The following is a 16,191-nucleotide window of genomic DNA, read 5'->3' on the forward strand; positions in this document are numbered from 1 at the left end:
GCACCCGCCGCCACATTCACATGCCCCAGACCCTGCATTTCATTTCCGGCCTTCCCCGTTCGGGCTCCACCCTGCTCGCAGGCATCCTGCGCCAGAACCCGCGCTTTCACGCGGCCATGAGCAGCCCTGTGGCAGGCCTTGTCAACGGCGTGCTGGAGCAGATGGGGGCAGGCAGCGAGTCCTACGCTTTTTTCGACGCGACCAAGCGAAAGGCCATCTGCCGCGCATTGATCGATGCCTATTACGCTGACAAGACCGAGCCCGTCATCTTTGACACCAACCGCCACTGGACGGCACGCATGCACCAGTTGGCCGAGCTGGTGGGCGGCTTCAAGATGGTCTGCTGCGTGCGCAACCCCGCCTGGGTGATGGACAGCTTCGAGGTCATCCACCGCAAGAACCCGTTCGACTACAGCCGCATGTACAACGCGGGGAGCCGGCACACGGTCTACTCGCGCTGCGAGGTCATGATGTCTGCGGGCGGCTCCGTGGGCAGCGCTTGGACCGCGCTCAAGGAGGCCTACTACGGCGAGTTCTCTGACCGGCTTTTGCTGGTGGATTACGACCTCCTCACGCAGCACCCCCAGCGCACCCTGGAGCTGATCTACCGCTTCCTCGGCGAGGAGTCGTTCCAGCACGACTTCGACAACGTCGAGTATTCCGAGAACGAGTTCGACCAGCACCTCGGCGTCAAGGGCCTGCACGATGTGAAGAAGAAGGTCGCCTTCAAGCCGCGACGCAGCATCCTTCCCCCGGACCTGTTCGCCAAATACCAGGACATGGACTTCTGGCAGGACCAGACCGGTACCTCGGCCAGCATCGTCGCCCCCCGCCGGGCCAACGTTCCCAATACGCACACTACCAAGGACACCCCATGAACCGTGCCCTGCTCAGCGGCCTTTCGACGCTGCTGTTTCCCTTTGCAGCCCACGCCGCGGCCACCTCGGCCGGGGGATACCTGATGCGTGGGGGCTATCAGCCGCGCAGCCATGCGCGCCTGCAGATAGACGCCTTGAGCCCCGCCGTCACGGCGCCCCAAAAGGCCAAGCCATCGGCCCGGCATGCCGCTGCACCGACCGACGTCGCCACCCTGGATATCCTGCAGCAGCCGGTGGCCACCGAACTGGTGGTCATCGACGGCTCCGTCGCCGACAAAGCCACGCTGTACCGGGGCCTGAAGCCCGGCGTGGTGGCCGTGGAGATCGATCCAGCACTGCCCGGCCTGCCCCAGCTGGCCGATGCCTTGCGCGGCCACCGCAACCTGGCAGCCATCCACGTGGTATCGCACGCCAGCGCCGGCGTGCTGCTGCTGGGCAACAGCCGCATCACACCCGAAAACGCCCACGAGGAACTGGCTGCTCTGTCCGCGCTGCGCGAGGCGGTACGGCCCGGTGCCGATCTGCTTTTCTATGGCTGCGATCTGGCGGCTAGTTCGGAGGGCAGCGCCTTGCTGGACATCGTTCGGCAGCAGACCGGCCTGGATGTGGCTGCCTCCAGCAACCCCACAGGCAGCCTTGCGCTCGGAGGAGACTGGGACCTGGAGGTGGTGCGCGGAAGCATCGAAACCACCGTGGCGTTCTCGGACAAGGCTTTGAAGGATTTCTCGCATGTGCTGGTGGCATCGAGCGGCACCAAGACCTTCTCTTCGGGCTGGACGGACAACAACACCAGCCTGAACTCCACGGACTTCATCGTCACCGGCAAGGACAGCGGCGGAAGCCTCATCACCAACATCAGCATCTACGTTGGGCCCCCCAATCCTGCCTACCTGCAGACCGGGTACAACGCAACCACCACAGGCACTTACTTCCAGGTCGCAGCGGACGGCGTGAACACCGGGGCTTTCGAACTCACGGGGCTGGTGGCAGGGGAGTACGGCACAGGTCCTACCGCAGGGCAATTCACCAATGTGCACATCGTCGGCATCAAACCCGACAACACGACGGTGACTTCGACCTCGATCAATGGGACAGCAACTCCGCAGGAAACGTTTTCGTTCGGGGCAGGCCAACTGGCGAACTTCGCTGGCGTCAAGCTCAAGGCTTTCAAGCTGGTGTTCGATACCAGCGGCGCTTCCACTACCAAGCCCTATTTCGAATTCCGCAACTTCACCATCCAGGGGGCCATCGGGCCCGTCCCCTTCGTGTCCGACGGCCGCATCAGCATCTCAGGCGGCTCGGGTACCGGCGGCGCGTACAAGATCGGCGACACCGTCACCGCCACCTGGAACAACACCGCCGGTGGCGACAACAACAGCGGCATCACGGGCGTCACGGTGGACTTCAGCCAGTTCGGCGGCGGCTCTGCCGTGCCGGCCTCCAACAGCGGCAACACCTGGACAGCCACCTACACCATCACGGCGGGCTCCATTGACGCCACCAACCGCAATGTCAGCGTCACCGCCACCAATGCCGGCGGCAGCACCACCACGGCCGACACCACCAACGCCACGGTGGACAGCGTTGCCCTCACCGTTACGGACGGCAGTATCAACATCAGTGGTGCTTCGGGCATTGGGGGCGCCTACCGGATCGGCGATACCGTCACGGCCACGTGGGACAACACGGCCGGCGGCGACAACAACACCGACATCATCAACAGCGTGACGGTGAACTTCGCCCAGTTCGGCGGCGGTGCCGCGGTGCCGGCCACCAACAGCAGCGGCACCTGGACGGCGACCTACACCATCGTGGCAGGGGGCATCGCTGCCAACAACCGCAACGTCGTCGTTACCGCCCAGGACAACGCCGGCAATGCGACAACTACGGGTGACACCACCAACGCCGCCGTGGACAACATCGCGCCGTTCGTCAGCAGCATCGCGGTGAACGGGTCGCCCGGCAGCGGCGCCACCAGCATGGCTTTCACGGTGAGCTTCAGCGAGTCCGTGGCCAACGTTTCCACCGACGACTTCACGCTCGTGGGGACGGGGTCGGCATCCGGCAGCATCGCCAGCGTGTCCGCAAGCACCGGGTCAACCGTCAACGTGAACATCGCCGGCATCAGTGGCACAGGCACCCTCAAGGTCAACCTCAATGGGGGCACCAACATCATTGATGGTGTGGGCAACTCCATACCCGCGTACAACGGCGGCAGCACGCACACGGTGAACGTCCTCACCGCGCCAGGCGCCCCCACGATCGGCACCGCCACGCCGGGCGATGCCCAAGCCTCCGTGACGTTCTCCGCGCCGGCCAGCAATGGCGGCTCCGCCATCACGACCTACACCGCCACGGCCAACCCGGGAGGGGCCACTGGCACATGCGCGGGGCCGGCAGCCTGTACCGCGACAGTCACCGGGCTCAACAACGGCACGGCCTATACCTTCACCGTCACGGCTACCAACGGCGTGGGCACCAGCACGGCGTCTGGCGCATCCAACTCCGTGACGCCCAAGGGCAACCAGACGATCACCTTCGCGAACCCAGGCCCGCAGAGCTTCGGCACCTCGCCCACATTGACGGCGACCGCCTCCTCCAGTCTGGCACCGACGTTCACTTCGTCCACCACAGGCGTATGCACGATCACGGGTGGCGGCACGCTGACGTTCGTGACGGCTGGCTCCTGCACCATCAGCGCAGACCAGGCCGGCAACGGCACCTGGAACGCGGCCACCACGGTGCCGCGTACATTCACGGTCAACGCCATCGTGCCCGGCGCACCTACCATCGGTACCGCCACGGCGGGCGACACCCAGGCATCGGTCACCTTCAGCGCACCGGCCAGCAACGGGGGGGCCGCCATCACAGGGTATACCGTCACCTCCAGTCCGACGGGGATAACGGGCACCGGCGCAGGCTCACCCATCACCGTGACCAGTCTGACCAACGGCGTGGCCTACACCTTCACCGTCACCGCGACGAACAGCGCGGGCGCGGGGCCGGCCTCGGCGGCCTCCAATTCGGTCACGCCGGCATCGCCACAGACGATCACCTTCGCCAATCCGGGGACGCAGACCTACGGCACCAGCCCGAACCTGTCCACCCTGGGCGGGGGCGCTTCCTCCACCTCGGGGCTGCCGGTAACCTTCACCTCGTCCACGACGGGTGTGTGCACCATCACCTCCGCAGGGGTGTTGACCTTCGTCACGGCCGGCACCTGCACCATCAACGCCAACCAGGCGGGCAACAGCAGCTTCCTGGCGGCCACCCAGGTCTCTCGGTCGTTCACGGTCAGCCCCGTTGTGCCGGCCGCCCCCACATCCGTGGTCGCCACGGCGGGCGACACCCAGGTGTCGGTGGCGTTCGTAGCGCCCACCAATACCGGCGGTACGGCCATTACGGGGTACACCGTGACCGCCAACCCGCCCGACGTGGCACCGGTCGGCGGAGCATCGTCGCCCATCGTGGTCACGGGCCTGACCAACGGCCAGGCCTACACCTTCACCGTGACGGCGGACAACGCCGCTGGCACGGGCGCGGCTTCCGCGGCATCCAACTCCGTCACGCCCAAAGCCGTCCAGACCATCACCTTCACCAACCCGGGCACGCAGAACTTCGGGACCACCCCCACGCTGACAGCCACCTCCGACTCTGGTTTGTCACCGACATTCACCTCCGGCTCGCCGGGCTCGTGCTCCATCACTCCCGGCGGTGCGCTGACCTTCTTGACGGCGGGCAACTGCACCATCAATGCAGACCAGGCGGGCAACGGCAGTTATCTGGCAGCGGCACAGGTCACCCGTACCTTCTCCGTGAATGCGCAGTTGGTAGTGTCCGGCGCGGTCCCGGGCATGGCAGGCTTGGCCACTGCCACCCTGTCGGGCGGCGGCGCCGCTTGTACGCTCAACAGCGGCGGCACAGCGTTCATCACGCCTGGCAGTACGCCGGGAGGCTATACGCTTCCCCATGGTGGCTTCCAATTCCTCGCCACGGGCTGCACGAGCAATGTCACCCTCACGCTGAACTATCCGGATCCCCTCCCGGCAGGTGTGCAGTTCTGGAAGCTCGGGCCAGCCACGCCCGGCGCGCTCACCTCCACCTGGTTCGCCTGGACCGGCGCCACCTTGAGCCCCGACCGCCGTACGGTGGTCTACACAGTGACCGACAACGGCGTCGGCGATTCCGACTCTGCGCTGGGCACCATCCGCGACCCGTTCGCGCCCGCCCTGGCCGCACCCGGAAGCGGCGCTGTGGGAATTCCTGTCGACAACCCTTGGGCGCTGGCCCTCATGGCGTCCATCGTCGGCTGGCTGGGAGTGAGATACCGCCAACGCCGCGCCGGCTGAGGCGCTGCACCATTGCCGCACCCATCCTGACAGCCAAGGGGGTGCGGCATGGAGGGCCGGCAACCGGACGCGCATGCCGCCTGAAGAGACGCCGACACGCAGGCCAGCGGGCCGCATTGCTCGGCACGGGCCCGCCGCGCGGATGCGGTGCTTGAGAGGATGCTTGCGGCCACCGCCACAGCACACGTCTGTCACCAGCCCCGCACGCAGCAGCGGGCATTTGGGGCACATAACCCGCGTGAATCAGCCCCGGTCCAGACCGGTTTGGGAGCCCACCGAGGCGATGGGCGAAAATCGCGGCTTCGCTTGCTTTCACCCACGCCCCCATCCGTGCGCCCCGACGTGCCCCAGCCCTTGCCAACCGCCGCTTCCGCGCCCGTGTCTCCCTCCGCCATGACCCCGCTGGAGCGCCGCTCCAGCCTCAGCCTGGCACTCATCTTCGCGCTGCGCATGCTGGGCCTGTTCCTGGTGTTGCCCGTGTTCGCGCTGGAGGCCCGCAAATATCCCGGCGGCGACGACCCGGCGCTGGTGGGCTTGGCGATGGGCATCTACGGCCTCACGCAGGCGATGCTGCAATTGCCGCTGGGCATGGCATCCGACCGGTTTGGCCGCAAGCGCGTGATCGTGCTCGGGCTGCTGGTGTTCGCTGCCGGCAGCCTGCTGGCGGCGCTGGCCGACTCCCTCACCGGGCTGCTGGTGGGCCGTGCGCTGCAGGGCGCTGGTGCCGTGTCTGCCGCCGTGACGGCGCTGCTGGCCGACCAGACGCGCGACGCGGTGCGCACCAAGGCGATGGCGCTGGTGGGTGGCAGCATCGGCCTGATGTTCGCCGTGGCATTGGTGGCGGCACCTGTGCTGACGGCACATATCGGTCTGGGGGGCTTGTTCGGTCTGACCTGCGCCCTGGCCCTGGCAGGCATTGCGGTGGTGCTGTGGTGGGTGCCGCCCGAGCCGCTGCAGCACAAGAACGCTCCCCGCGACCGTCTGGCCGATGTGTGGGCGCACCCCGATCTGCTGCGCCTGAACCTGGGCGTCTTCGTGCTGCACACGGTGCAGCTGTCGATGTGGGTGGCCGTGCCGGCCATGCTGGTGCAGGCGGGGCTGGCCAAGGACCACCACTGGCAGGTATACCTGCCCGCCGTGGTGCTGTCTTTCGCGGCGATGGGCGGGTTGTTTGCGATGGAGCGGGCGGGGCGCTTGCGTGCCGCGCTGCTGGGCGCCATTGCGCTGGTGCTGCTGGTGCAGGTGGGCCTGGGTGCGCTGGCCGCCAGCGGCATGCAGGCCACCCTGTGGGTGCTGGGGCCGCTGCTGTTCGTATTCTTTTGCGGGTTCAACGCACTGGAGGCCAGCCAGCCCAGCCTGGTGTCGCGCATGGCGCCGCCGCTGCTGCGCGGTGCCGCCCTGGGCAGCTACAACACCTTGCAGTCGCTCGGTCTGTTTGCCGGTGGGGCCCTGGGCGGCGCGCTGGTGAAGTGGGCGGGGGCACCGGGCCTGTTTGCGGTGACGGCGGGGCTGACGGCCCTGTGGCTGGTGCTGACCTGGCCTTTGCGGCCCGTGGGGCGCTGACCGGCCCCTCCGGCCGGGCGTTTCGCGTTGTGGCCCGGGCTGGCGACGTTGCGGCACAATGGAGCGTTTGGCGCCTGGACTCCTTCTCAACGACGGGCGCCCTTTAACTTCAAGGTAGGTAGAGCAGCATGGCATCCGTGAACAAAGTCATCATCGTCGGCAACCTGGGCCGCGACCCTGAAATGCGTACTTTCCCCAGTGGCGATCAGGTGGCCAACGTGACGATTGCCACCACCGACAAGTGGAAAGACAAGCAAAGCGGCGAGATGCGCGAAGCCACCGAATGGCACCGCGTGGTCTTCAACGGCCGCCTGGCCGAGATCGCCGGCCAGTACCTGCGCAAGGGCTCGCAGGTGTACGTGGAAGGCTCCCTGCGCACCCGCAAATGGACCGACCAGAGCGGCGTGGAAAAGTACAGCACCGAAATCCGTGCCGACCAGATGCAGATGCTGGGCAGCCGCCAGGGCATGGGCGGCGGTGGCGGTGGCGGCCAGCAAGGTGGCGGCGGTTATGACGACGGCGGTGGCTACGGTGGCGACCAGGGCGGCGGTTACGACCAGGCCCCCCCTCCACGGCGTGCAGCCCCTGCACCGCAGCAGGCAGCCCGCCCACCGGCTCCGGCACAGCGCCCCGCACCTGCGCCCGCAGCGCAGGCACCCCGCGCGGCGTCGGGCTTTGATGACATGGACGACGATATTCCGTTCTGACGACAGACAGGCACAGAGCCAGCAGCCAGTAGGTGGGTGAGTGGCCGGGCGCAACAGCCGCGGCCCTCCCTGCTCTGCTGACTGCAGCGTTTCGCCCCGCAGCTGGGCTCTGACGCAACCGCCAGACGTGCGCGCTGTGCAACGCAGCGCCGGGCAGACCATTTTGCAGGTTCTGCACCCAGCCCCGCTCCCCCTGAAACCTTGACTTTGACCTTGCGTTTGCAGGCCTGGCGCTGCCATGGATGGGGCGGAGCATTGCGCTGCGGGCCTGCGGCCGGGCTACCTGCGTGCGCGGACCGGTCTGTACTGTGGACGTGCTGAAGTCTCACTGAGCTAAGCGGACCACCCATGGCCGCTCGGGCCTCAGCAACTCAGTACAAAAACTGACCCACTCCTTACACGAATTCCACTCGCCGCGAAAGGGCATGTTTGTCAAGTTGCGGCAACCATGCTACGCGCGCAACACTTTGAAACATCCCTCACACCTAACTCGCAGATCATCGCGGCCTTGGCGTTTTTATCGCCAATGCGCGCTCCGTTGCAGCCTGAACGGCGAGCCGGCGGACCAAAAAAACACACACAATACACACAGGGAGTTTTCATGGGATTCGTCCGCAAAATCTTGATTTTCATCACCGGCTACGCATGGCTGCTGTTGATTGCAGGCCCCGGCTTGATCGGCATGTCCGTCTGGAGCCAGTGGAAGGCCGACGGCGACCACGCCTACAAGGCGCGCGAGCAGCTCACCTCGGTCGCAGGCACCGTGACGGGCGCTTCTGAAGTCACCGTGACGCGCAAGCGCCGCACCACCAAGAAGTACTACGAAATCACCGTGAAGCCCGAGGCCGGCGGCGAAGACCGCAAGCTGCGCATCGACCACAGCACGCAGCCTGCCCTGGTGGGCAACCTGATCGATGAAAAGGTGACCGCGCTGTTCGACTCCAGCGACAACGACCTCGTCTATGAAATCGTGACGGGTGGCCAACCCGTGATCGCGTACGAAGCCAGCAAGCAGCGCCTGCAGGCCGACGCCCAGTCCAGTGCCAAGTCGTTCAGCGGTGCAGGCATGTGGATCCTGGCGGTCTTCCTGACCCTGGTGGGCGCCGGCGGCGTGTGGGCCAACCGCAAGCTGCGGCGCAGCGAAGACCAGCAAGACGCGCAGGCTGCAGCCGCCTGACGCTTTCAGGACGTGGCGGCCCGCACCGGTGCCGGCACCCCGCAAGACACACGAGAGGGAGGGAGGGGGAGCGCCCGGCGCGCGCCCCTCTCACACAGCGTGATCACAGCAACCATAAGTTTCATCACCGGAGGACCTACACCATGAATCCCAACGCACTGTCGCCTCAGACACCCGCCGGCGCACCGCTGGAGCGGCGCGATTTCATCGTCTCGACGTACAAGCACCTGGGCGCCGCCATCCTGGCTTTCGTCGTGCTCTCCGCCGTTCTGATGATGAGCGGCTTTTCGACCACCACAGCGAAGATGCTGATGGGCAGCGGCAACAAATTCATCTGGCTGGGCGTCATGGGCGCCTTCATGCTCGTGGGCTGGCTGGCATCCCACCTGGCCGACAACGCCGAGAACCCGCAGACCCAGCTGATGGGCCTGGGCCTGTACGTGCTGGCCGAAGGCCTGATCTTCGCGCCGATGTTCGGCATCGCCCAGCTGCTGGTGCCTGGCGCCATCGGTGCGGCTGCGTTCATCACGCTGCTGATGGTGGCGGCGCTCACCTGGACGGCGTTCACCAGCAAGTCCGACTTCTCGTTCCTGGGCGGCATCCTCAAGGTAGGCGGCCTGGTGGCGCTGGGCACCATCGTGGCCGGTGCGATCTTCGGCTTCAAGCTGGGTATCTGGTTCTCCGGGATCATGGTGCTGTTTGCCGGCGCCTGCGTGCTGTACGACACCTCGCGCATCATTCACGACTACCCGGCCGACCGCCCTGCAGGCGCTGCGCTGCACCTGTTCGCCTCCATCGCGCTGATGCTCTGGTACGTGCTGCGCATCCTCATCAGCCTGGCGACCAACGACGATTGATACCCCCAGCCGAGCCCGCGCCAGACACGGTGCGGCACCACAGGCTGACAAGGCCGGACACCTGCGAGGGTGCCCGGCCTTTTCTTTTGGCGGCGGTGGACACGCCAAAAATGCCCCTGCCGCTTGTTGTGATTGCCTTTATTGCTACACATTTCATAGCTACCACACCGTAGCCATCGATCACGTCGGCCTGGGCCCACGGCAGTCATTCCCGCCGGGGCCGCCGCTACGCCTGGAAGCGATTTTTAGCAGGCCTTTTTACCCATAGCTGGCACAATTGGATACAGCAGCCCGGCCCCGCACGCAGTGTTTTGGCCGGGCGGTCTCTCGGGCTGGACGGGCATTGCTCTCGCTGTCTTTTGCGCTGGCCTCGGCCACCAGGCGGCTGACAAGTCCACGCTGCAGCAGAGTGCCACGCCCCGAACTCCCGTCATTTCCAGCATCTTCTTTCCAGTCCATCATGCGCAAATTCTCCTGGCTCTCCCTGACATGTGCGGCATTGCTTGCCAGCTGCGGCGGCGGCTCCTCCGACGGGGGGGACGTGGGCCCCGCACCCGGCGTGCAGCAGTACCCGGGCGGCGTCTGGTCCGGCACCGTGGGCACGGGCGCGCTGCAGCGCCAGGTGTTTGGCTACATCGACCCCGGCCCGCTGGGAACTGGCGGTGAGTTCTACCTGGCGCGCGAGGCGGCCAGCTCTGCAGGGTATGACGGCCTGTACGGGCGCCTCAGCGTCGACCGCACCACGGTGCTCGCCACCGGCGTGACCTACTTTTCGGTGCGCGACGGCAAGTTCGCCACCAACGTGACGCTGCGCGGCACCGCATCGGCCAGTGCGGCCACCGGCCGCACCAATGCCATCAGCGGCAACTACAGCGACCCCATCGCCACCGCGGCAGCCACCGGCGCCACGACCACGTTCAAGCTCAACTACAGCGATCTGAACAACCACCCCGCACGCCTGTCGCTGATGGAGGGCACCTACCGCGGCGGCGGCGTGTTCGGGGGCAGCTGGGTGCTGTCCATCACCGCGCAGGGCGCGCTCACGGGCTCCGTCGGAGCGTGCACCGTGACGGGCACCGTGATCCCGCGCGCCAGCGACTCGGCCGTGTACGGCGTGTCCATGAACCTCTCGGGCAACGAGACGCTGTGCGCCGGCGCAGGCACCACGCAGGCGGGCGTGGCCGTACTCAAGTTCGACACGAGCCCCACGGAGCGCAGCGGCATCTGGATGATGACCCGCAACGCCACCGGCCCGTCCAACACCTTCGTGCTGGAAGGCAAGGCCGACGGCCCGAACAACCCCACGCCAGCCCCCACCGCCCAGAGCGCAGCGGGCAACTGGACGGGCACCGTCAGCGGGTCGGGCGCCACGTCGGTGTCCGCTTCGGTGCTGCCCGACGGCGGCTACTTCTTCTACCGCCCGATCGGCGCGGGCTACGACTCGCTATACGGCACGCTGCTCGTCACCGCCGGCAGCAGCCTCGTGAGCTCCAACGATGGTGCGTACTTCAATCACCAGAATCCGCTGGAGACGCAGTACACCGAGTCGATGGTGCTCAGCGGCGATGCACGCACGGGCGTGAGCTTCACCGGCACATATGCCAACCCTGCCCAGGGCAGCGCTGCGACAGCGTTCTCGATGGTGCCGGACACCACCTTCCCGTACAACGCGCTGTTGTCCTCGTCGGTTGCGCGCTTGGCGGGCACGTACAGCAGCCCCTCCATCGGCTTTGGCGGCACCAGCATGACCCTCACGCTCAACGCGCTGGGCGAGATCAAGGGCACCACCAGCAGCGGCTGCGCGCTCACGGGCGTGGTCAGTGCGTATGAAGGCGGCGGCAACAATCTCTACCGCGTGCAGAACCTGGCCTATACCGGTGGCGGCTGCCCGTTCAACAGTTCGCCCAACCAGACGGGTGTGGCATCTGCCCGCTTCGATGCGGCAGGGCAGACCGTGACGGGCCTGCGCGTCCTCACGGCCGCGCGCACATTGACGGGCGTGCGCTTCCAGACGGTCTTCATCGGTACGCGCTGAGCATGGATGGACCGGGGTGGTGGTGCCTGACGTACCCTGCCCCCCAAGCTACCGCGCCATAAAAAAAGACCCCCCATGCTTCGGCGTGGGGGGTCTTTTTTTATTCTGCCTTGACCGGGCCAGTGGGCCATTTGACCCATGGGCTGGCGGCTGGCGTGTCGGCTCGCTGCTCTGAATCGTCGGCCCGACGAGCCAGAGCAGCCTCGCAACCTGCTTGCGCAGAGCAGAGCACTGCGATGCGACGCGGTGCTCAGTTGCTGGCGTACGGCGAGCGCAGCGGGCTGACCGGGAATGCCTGCAGGCCGTTGTAGGGCTGGAAGGCGTAGCGCACATACAGCCCGCCGGCGAACTCGCGGTAGTTGCGGGCGTTGTTGAGCGACAGGTGGCCGCCCAGGAACACCTGCGGGTGCATCTGGTACTCCATCGCAGCGCCCAGGTTGTAGCCCAGGCCCGTGCGGGATTGGCCCGGGTAGACGGCGGTGGCACCGGTCTCGCCGAACGCCAGCGCGTCGCTGGCGGCGGCTGCAGCAGCGGTCTGGCGCGACGGGCTGTTGGGGAAATACGGCGCCGCGTCTTCCTTGAAGTACTGCACGCCCACCGAGCCCTTGAGCTGATAGGACAGGCGGCCATTGCGCTGCGCCCATTCAATGGGAATGCCGAAGGACAAGAACTGCTGCGGGCTGAAGTACCCGCCATGGCCGACCGTGAAGTAACGCAGATTGCGCTGGTAGGACAAGCCCGAGAAGCTCAGGCCGGCGGTCAGGTCGGCATTGGACGTGCGGTGCACATGCCAGTACATGCCGCCACCGGCTTCCACGCGTGCGTTGCTGCGCACACGGGTGCCGGTCACCCCGTGCAGCGAGCCGTAGCCGTACACGCCCAGTTCGCCGTCGTCCCAGGTCACGTCCAGACGCCCGCCAGTGGCGGACACCCCGCCCCAGCGGTCGCCCGTGCGGGCATCACGGGCACCCGCGAACGACAGCAGGCTGTCGGTCACCGGCCTGCGCGACAGATCCACGGCCATGGTCAGGTCGTCGTTGATGGGCATGCGGTAGCGCACGCCGCCCGTCACGTCCGCCTGGCCGAAGCCCAGGGGCGTGGTGCCGATGTCGACCTTGAGCGCGCTGGTCTCGTAGCCCACGCTCAGTCCGATACCGCTGTCGCTTTGCGAACCTGCAGCGCGCTCGGGCATATCGAGTGCGGTCACGGGCCCACCGCCGAACCGGCTGATGGTGCCGTACGGCGAGCCCGGCGATCCGGCGCTGGCACCGGTGGGCGTCACACCCAGCACGACATGGCCGTCGCCCACGCTCATCTTCAGCTGCACCGGTGCCTCGATCTCGGACAGCTGGCTCATGCCCGCCTCGCCCTGGCGGGCGCGGGCCGTGGCGCCCACCGAGAAGCTGCTGATCTGGCTTTGCTGGACCTCGCGCAGCTCGTCGCGCGCGGTGCGCGGGCGGGTGGGGTCTGGCACCGCGTTCAAGCCGCCCGCGGTGGCCCATGCCGACGGCTGGGTGGCGGCGGGTGCGCGCTGCTGCTGCTGGGCCGTCGGCTGCATGCCAGGGTAGCCGGCATAGCCCTGTGCGGGCGGAATGTAGCCTGCACCGGCACCCGGCTGCGCGGGCACTGCCGCGGGGGCATACGAAGGGAGGTAGGCAGGCGCAGTGGCGCCGCCGGGTGCTGCCGCGGCCGACAGGGAAGACGCCGGTGCCTGGCGCTGCGCTGGCGCGGTGGCCGTGCGGGCATTGGCCGCCGTGGTGTTGCGCCGTGCGCTGGCAGGCGGCGACGCGGTGGTTCTTTCAGCCGCCGGTGCTGCACTGGCCACGTCGGGGTAGTAGCTCGCAGGAGTCATGGGCGGCGCCTGGACCATCATCTGCGCGGGCGGCGCAAACCGGCTGGCGCCTGCGGGATCCGGAATGTAGAGCCCGGCAGGCACATTGCTGCGCGCCACCGGCTGCGGTGCGTACTGCATGGGCGTGTAGCCCACCGGCGAACGCGCCACGGAGCCGGACCCTGCGGCGACAGGCACCGACAAACCGCTGCTGGCGCGCTGCAGGCCTGCACGCTGGGCAAACGGATTGCCCGACCGGGCGGGCCCGGCGGACACGCCGCTGGCAGCCAGCACGGCATCGCGCTGGGCGTTCTCTGCAGCGACCGCGGCGGTGAAAAATTCGGTGGCCTTGCTGTTCTTGCCCTGGGCCCGGTACAGCCGCCCCGCAGCGGTCAGCACCTCGGGGTCGCGCGGCGCACGCGCCAGCGCCACGGACAGCAGCGACTCCGCGTAGCCGTAGTCCTTGGCACCGGTGGCCATGGCCGCGGTCTGCAGGATCAGCGGCACGTCGTTGGGCGACTTCTCCAAAAGCCGCGCATACAGCGCCTGCGCCTGCGCATAGTCGTTGTTGGCCGCGTACATGCGGGCCAGCGCGGCCATGGCCAGCGGCTCTTCGGGCTGCTCGGCCAGCAGCGGGGCCAGCGTGTCGTACGCAGCGGCCAGGTCACCGGCTTCACGCAGGCCATCGGCCTGGCGCACGATGTACGCGCGGCGGATGTCGGCAAAGCTCTTGCGCTCGCGATCGTTCATCGGTGCGGTCTGCAGCTGGCGCAAGATGCCGGCCAGCTCCACGTCCTGCTGCGTCTTGAGCAGCGTGGCGGCGTATTGCAGGCGCAGCCCCACATCGGGACGCGGGGTGCGTGCCAGCACTTGGCGCACCATGCCCAGCGCGCGCTGGGGCTCGCCTGCGTCGGCATAGGCCAGGGCCAGTGCACCCAGCAATTCGGTGTCCTGCGTGGCAAACGACTCGGCTTGGGCCAGCGTGGCCAGCGCTTCGGACTGCCGCCCCTCCGCGGCCAGGGCCGAGGCGGCCGACGACTGCACGTGCACCCACACCCGCTTTTGCAGCGCGGCGATGTCGCGTGTGCGGTGCTTCTCGGGAATGCGGTCCAGCAGCGCCAGCGCACCCGGCCAGTCACTGGCTTCAGAGGCCAGCAGCGCGCTGGCATACAGCGCCTCAGGCATGTTGGGGTTGGAAATCAGCAGGCCGTCCATCACGCCGCGCGCTTCGGCCACCGCGCCCATGCGCAGGTACAGGCGTGCCAGGTCCAGTCGCACCCACGGGCTGGCCGGGTCGTTCAGCAGCGCGTCTTCCAGCGCCGCGCGTGCGGCCGCAGTGTCGCCGCGCTCGGTGGCGGCACGGGCCTGGCCCAGTGCCTGCGCTGCGCGCAGGCGGCCCAGCGCGCCGACCTTTTCCTGCTGCGAGGGCGAGAGCTTCTCGACCAATGCCAGCGCTTCGGCCGCCTTGTTGTTCTGCGCCAGCACGCCCACCAGGCCGCGCACGGCATCGGGGTTGTCCGCCTGGCGCGTCAGCACGCGGCGGTAAGCGGCCTCGGCGGCGTCGTACTGGCCGGCTTCCACCAGCAGGTCCGCCAGGTCGGTCTGTGCCGTGACCTCGGCCGGGTTCAGGCGCACCGCCTGCTCCAGGGATTTTTGGGCGGCTGCCGTGTCGCCGCGCTCACGCTCGCTGGTGGCCTGCTCGACCAGGCTCCAATACGTGGCGCTATCGAGCGCCTGCTTCCAGCGGCTGGCCGAGCCCGCACGCGAGGCGCGCTCCAGCAGACCGCGCGCGTCGGCAAAGCGCTCCTGGCGCAAGCGCAGGATGCCCAGGCCGCCCAGCGCGTCGCCGTCAGCAGGGCGGGCTTCGAGCACGCTCGAGAAAGCCGCCTCCGCCGCATCGAGCTCGCCGTCGTCCAGCGCCTGGAATCCGGCCGTGGTGCGCTGGCGCAGCGGGTCGGCCCCCGCACCGGGCCGGGCGGTGGTTTGCGCTTGCTTTTGCAGGTTCTGCGCCTGGGTCAGCCGCGTCTGCACGGCCGTGTCGCCGGGGTTGGCACGCAAAAAGTCCTGGTACAGCGCGATGTCAGCCGAGCGCGTGCCCGTCCAGGCCAGCGCCTTGCGCCAGCTTTCGGTGGCGGTCTTGCCCACGTCGGGGCGGCCCGCCAGGCGCGCCAGCTGGCCGATGCCCTCGCGGCGCGTCGCGTCGCGGTAGGTCAGGTGCTGTGCCAGGGCCAGGGCGATCTGCGGGTCTTCGGGCGACTCTTGCGCCAGGCGGCTCAGGCCGCGGCGCGCTTCGTCCCAGCCGCCGGCCGTGGCGCCCAGGGTCTGGTAGTACTCCAGCGCCAGCGGGCCGGTGGGCGCGCGGTCGCCCAGCGCGGCCTGGTAGGTGCTCAGCGCTTGGCTGGCCTGGCCGCTGCGGGCCTGCTGGCGTGCGGTTTCGATCTGGGGTGCGCTGCGCCCGCTGCGGATGGAATCCTGCAGCCGGCTCACCAGCGGGCTGCGCGGGTGGGCAGCCTGCAGCTGGGTCAGGTAGCGCTGCGCGCCCTCGGGACGCTGGGCGTTCAGCTCGACCAGCGCCATGCCGTACAAGGCCTGGGCGTTTTGCGGGTTGATGCGCAACAGCTTTTGCCAGGCCTCGCCCGCACGCTCCGTGTCGCCGCGCTCCTGCCAGTACTGGCCCTGGTCGAGCAGGGTCTGCTCGGCGCCCGTCTGGGCCCAGGCTGCGGGCGCCATCAGCGAGGCCATCAGCCCCAGCGCGAGTGTGTGGTGACGACGGTTTTTGGAGGACATGCCTTCC

8 protein-coding genes are annotated in these 16,191 nt (G+C 67.9%); 7 read left to right on the top strand and 1 reads right to left on the bottom strand.

Annotated features, from left to right (window positions below; genetic code table 11):
- Positions 1–20 precede the first annotated feature (20 nt).
- The 7 genes from ASF16_RS19735 to ASF16_RS19765 all read left to right on the top strand — a co-directional run bounded on the left by ASF16_RS19735 (position 21) and on the right by ASF16_RS19765 (position 11,566).
- Positions 21–878 (top strand): sulfotransferase, encoded by an 858-nt coding sequence (locus tag ASF16_RS19735; protein ID WP_056171355.1) that lies wholly within the window; start codon positions 21–23, stop codon positions 876–878.
- The gene (locus ASF16_RS19740) at positions 875–5,227 is read left to right on the top strand and encodes a DUF4347 domain-containing protein (RefSeq protein ID WP_056171357.1); all 4,353 of its coding nucleotides are present in this window, start codon (positions 875–877) and stop codon (positions 5,225–5,227) included. Before ASF16_RS19735 ends, ASF16_RS19740 begins: the two co-directional genes overlap by 4 nt.
- A 393-nt stretch (positions 5,228–5,620) precedes the next feature.
- On the top strand, positions 5,621–6,790 hold the full coding sequence (locus tag ASF16_RS19745; protein WP_056171360.1) for an MFS transporter: 1,170 nt from the start codon (positions 5,621–5,623) through the stop codon (positions 6,788–6,790).
- A gap of 128 nt (positions 6,791–6,918) precedes the next feature.
- Positions 6,919–7,497, top strand: coding sequence for a single-stranded DNA-binding protein (gene ssb, locus ASF16_RS19750; RefSeq protein WP_056171362.1), 579 nt, complete (start codon positions 6,919–6,921; stop codon positions 7,495–7,497).
- A gap of 601 nt (positions 7,498–8,098) precedes the next feature.
- On the top strand, positions 8,099–8,674 hold the full coding sequence (locus tag ASF16_RS19755; protein ID WP_056171363.1) for a hypothetical protein: 576 nt from the start codon (positions 8,099–8,101) through the stop codon (positions 8,672–8,674).
- 143 nt (positions 8,675–8,817) lie between these two features.
- Positions 8,818–9,531: a Bax inhibitor-1 family protein gene (locus ASF16_RS19760; protein WP_056171365.1), complete on the top strand. Its 714-nt coding sequence runs from the start codon at positions 8,818–8,820 to the stop codon at positions 9,529–9,531.
- Positions 9,532–9,991: 460 nt separating this feature from the next.
- Positions 9,992–11,566 (top strand): hypothetical protein, encoded by a 1,575-nt coding sequence (locus ASF16_RS19765; protein WP_235507446.1) that lies wholly within the window; start codon positions 9,992–9,994, stop codon positions 11,564–11,566.
- 250 nt (positions 11,567–11,816) lie between these two features.
- On the opposite strand, the gene ASF16_RS19770 is transcribed toward ASF16_RS19765, so the two are convergent.
- On the bottom strand, positions 11,817–16,184 hold the full coding sequence (locus tag ASF16_RS19770; protein WP_235507447.1) for a cellulose biosynthesis protein BcsC: 4,368 nt from the start codon (positions 16,182–16,184) through the stop codon (positions 11,817–11,819).
- Between the last annotated feature and the right edge of the window lie 7 nt (positions 16,185–16,191).

Origin of the sequence: Acidovorax sp. Leaf78 (assembly GCF_001422735.1) — a bacterium.
Taxonomy (GTDB): Bacteria; Pseudomonadota; Gammaproteobacteria; order Burkholderiales; family Burkholderiaceae_C; genus Acidovorax.

What these genes read in the sequence shown, in the direction of transcription:
- ASF16_RS19735 (WP_056171355.1), top strand. Translation starts at nt 21, where the DNA reads ATGCCCCAGACCCTGCATTTCATTTCCGGCCTTCCCCGTTCGGGCTCC.
- ASF16_RS19745 (WP_056171360.1), top strand. Translation starts at nt 5,621, where the DNA reads ATGACCCCGCTGGAGCGCCGCTCCAGCCTCAGCCTGGCACTCATCTTC.
- ASF16_RS19740 (WP_056171357.1), top strand. Translation starts at nt 875, where the DNA reads ATGAACCGTGCCCTGCTCAGCGGCCTTTCGACGCTGCTGTTTCCCTTT.
- ASF16_RS19770 (WP_235507447.1), bottom strand. Translation starts at nt 16,184, where the DNA reads ATGTCCTCCAAAAACCGTCGTCACCACACACTCGCGCTGGGGCTGATG.
- ssb (WP_056171362.1), top strand. Translation starts at nt 6,919, where the DNA reads ATGGCATCCGTGAACAAAGTCATCATCGTCGGCAACCTGGGCCGCGAC.
- ASF16_RS19760 (WP_056171365.1), top strand. Translation starts at nt 8,818, where the DNA reads ATGAATCCCAACGCACTGTCGCCTCAGACACCCGCCGGCGCACCGCTG.
- ASF16_RS19765 (WP_235507446.1), top strand. Translation starts at nt 9,992, where the DNA reads ATGCGCAAATTCTCCTGGCTCTCCCTGACATGTGCGGCATTGCTTGCC.
- ASF16_RS19755 (WP_056171363.1), top strand. Translation starts at nt 8,099, where the DNA reads ATGGGATTCGTCCGCAAAATCTTGATTTTCATCACCGGCTACGCATGG.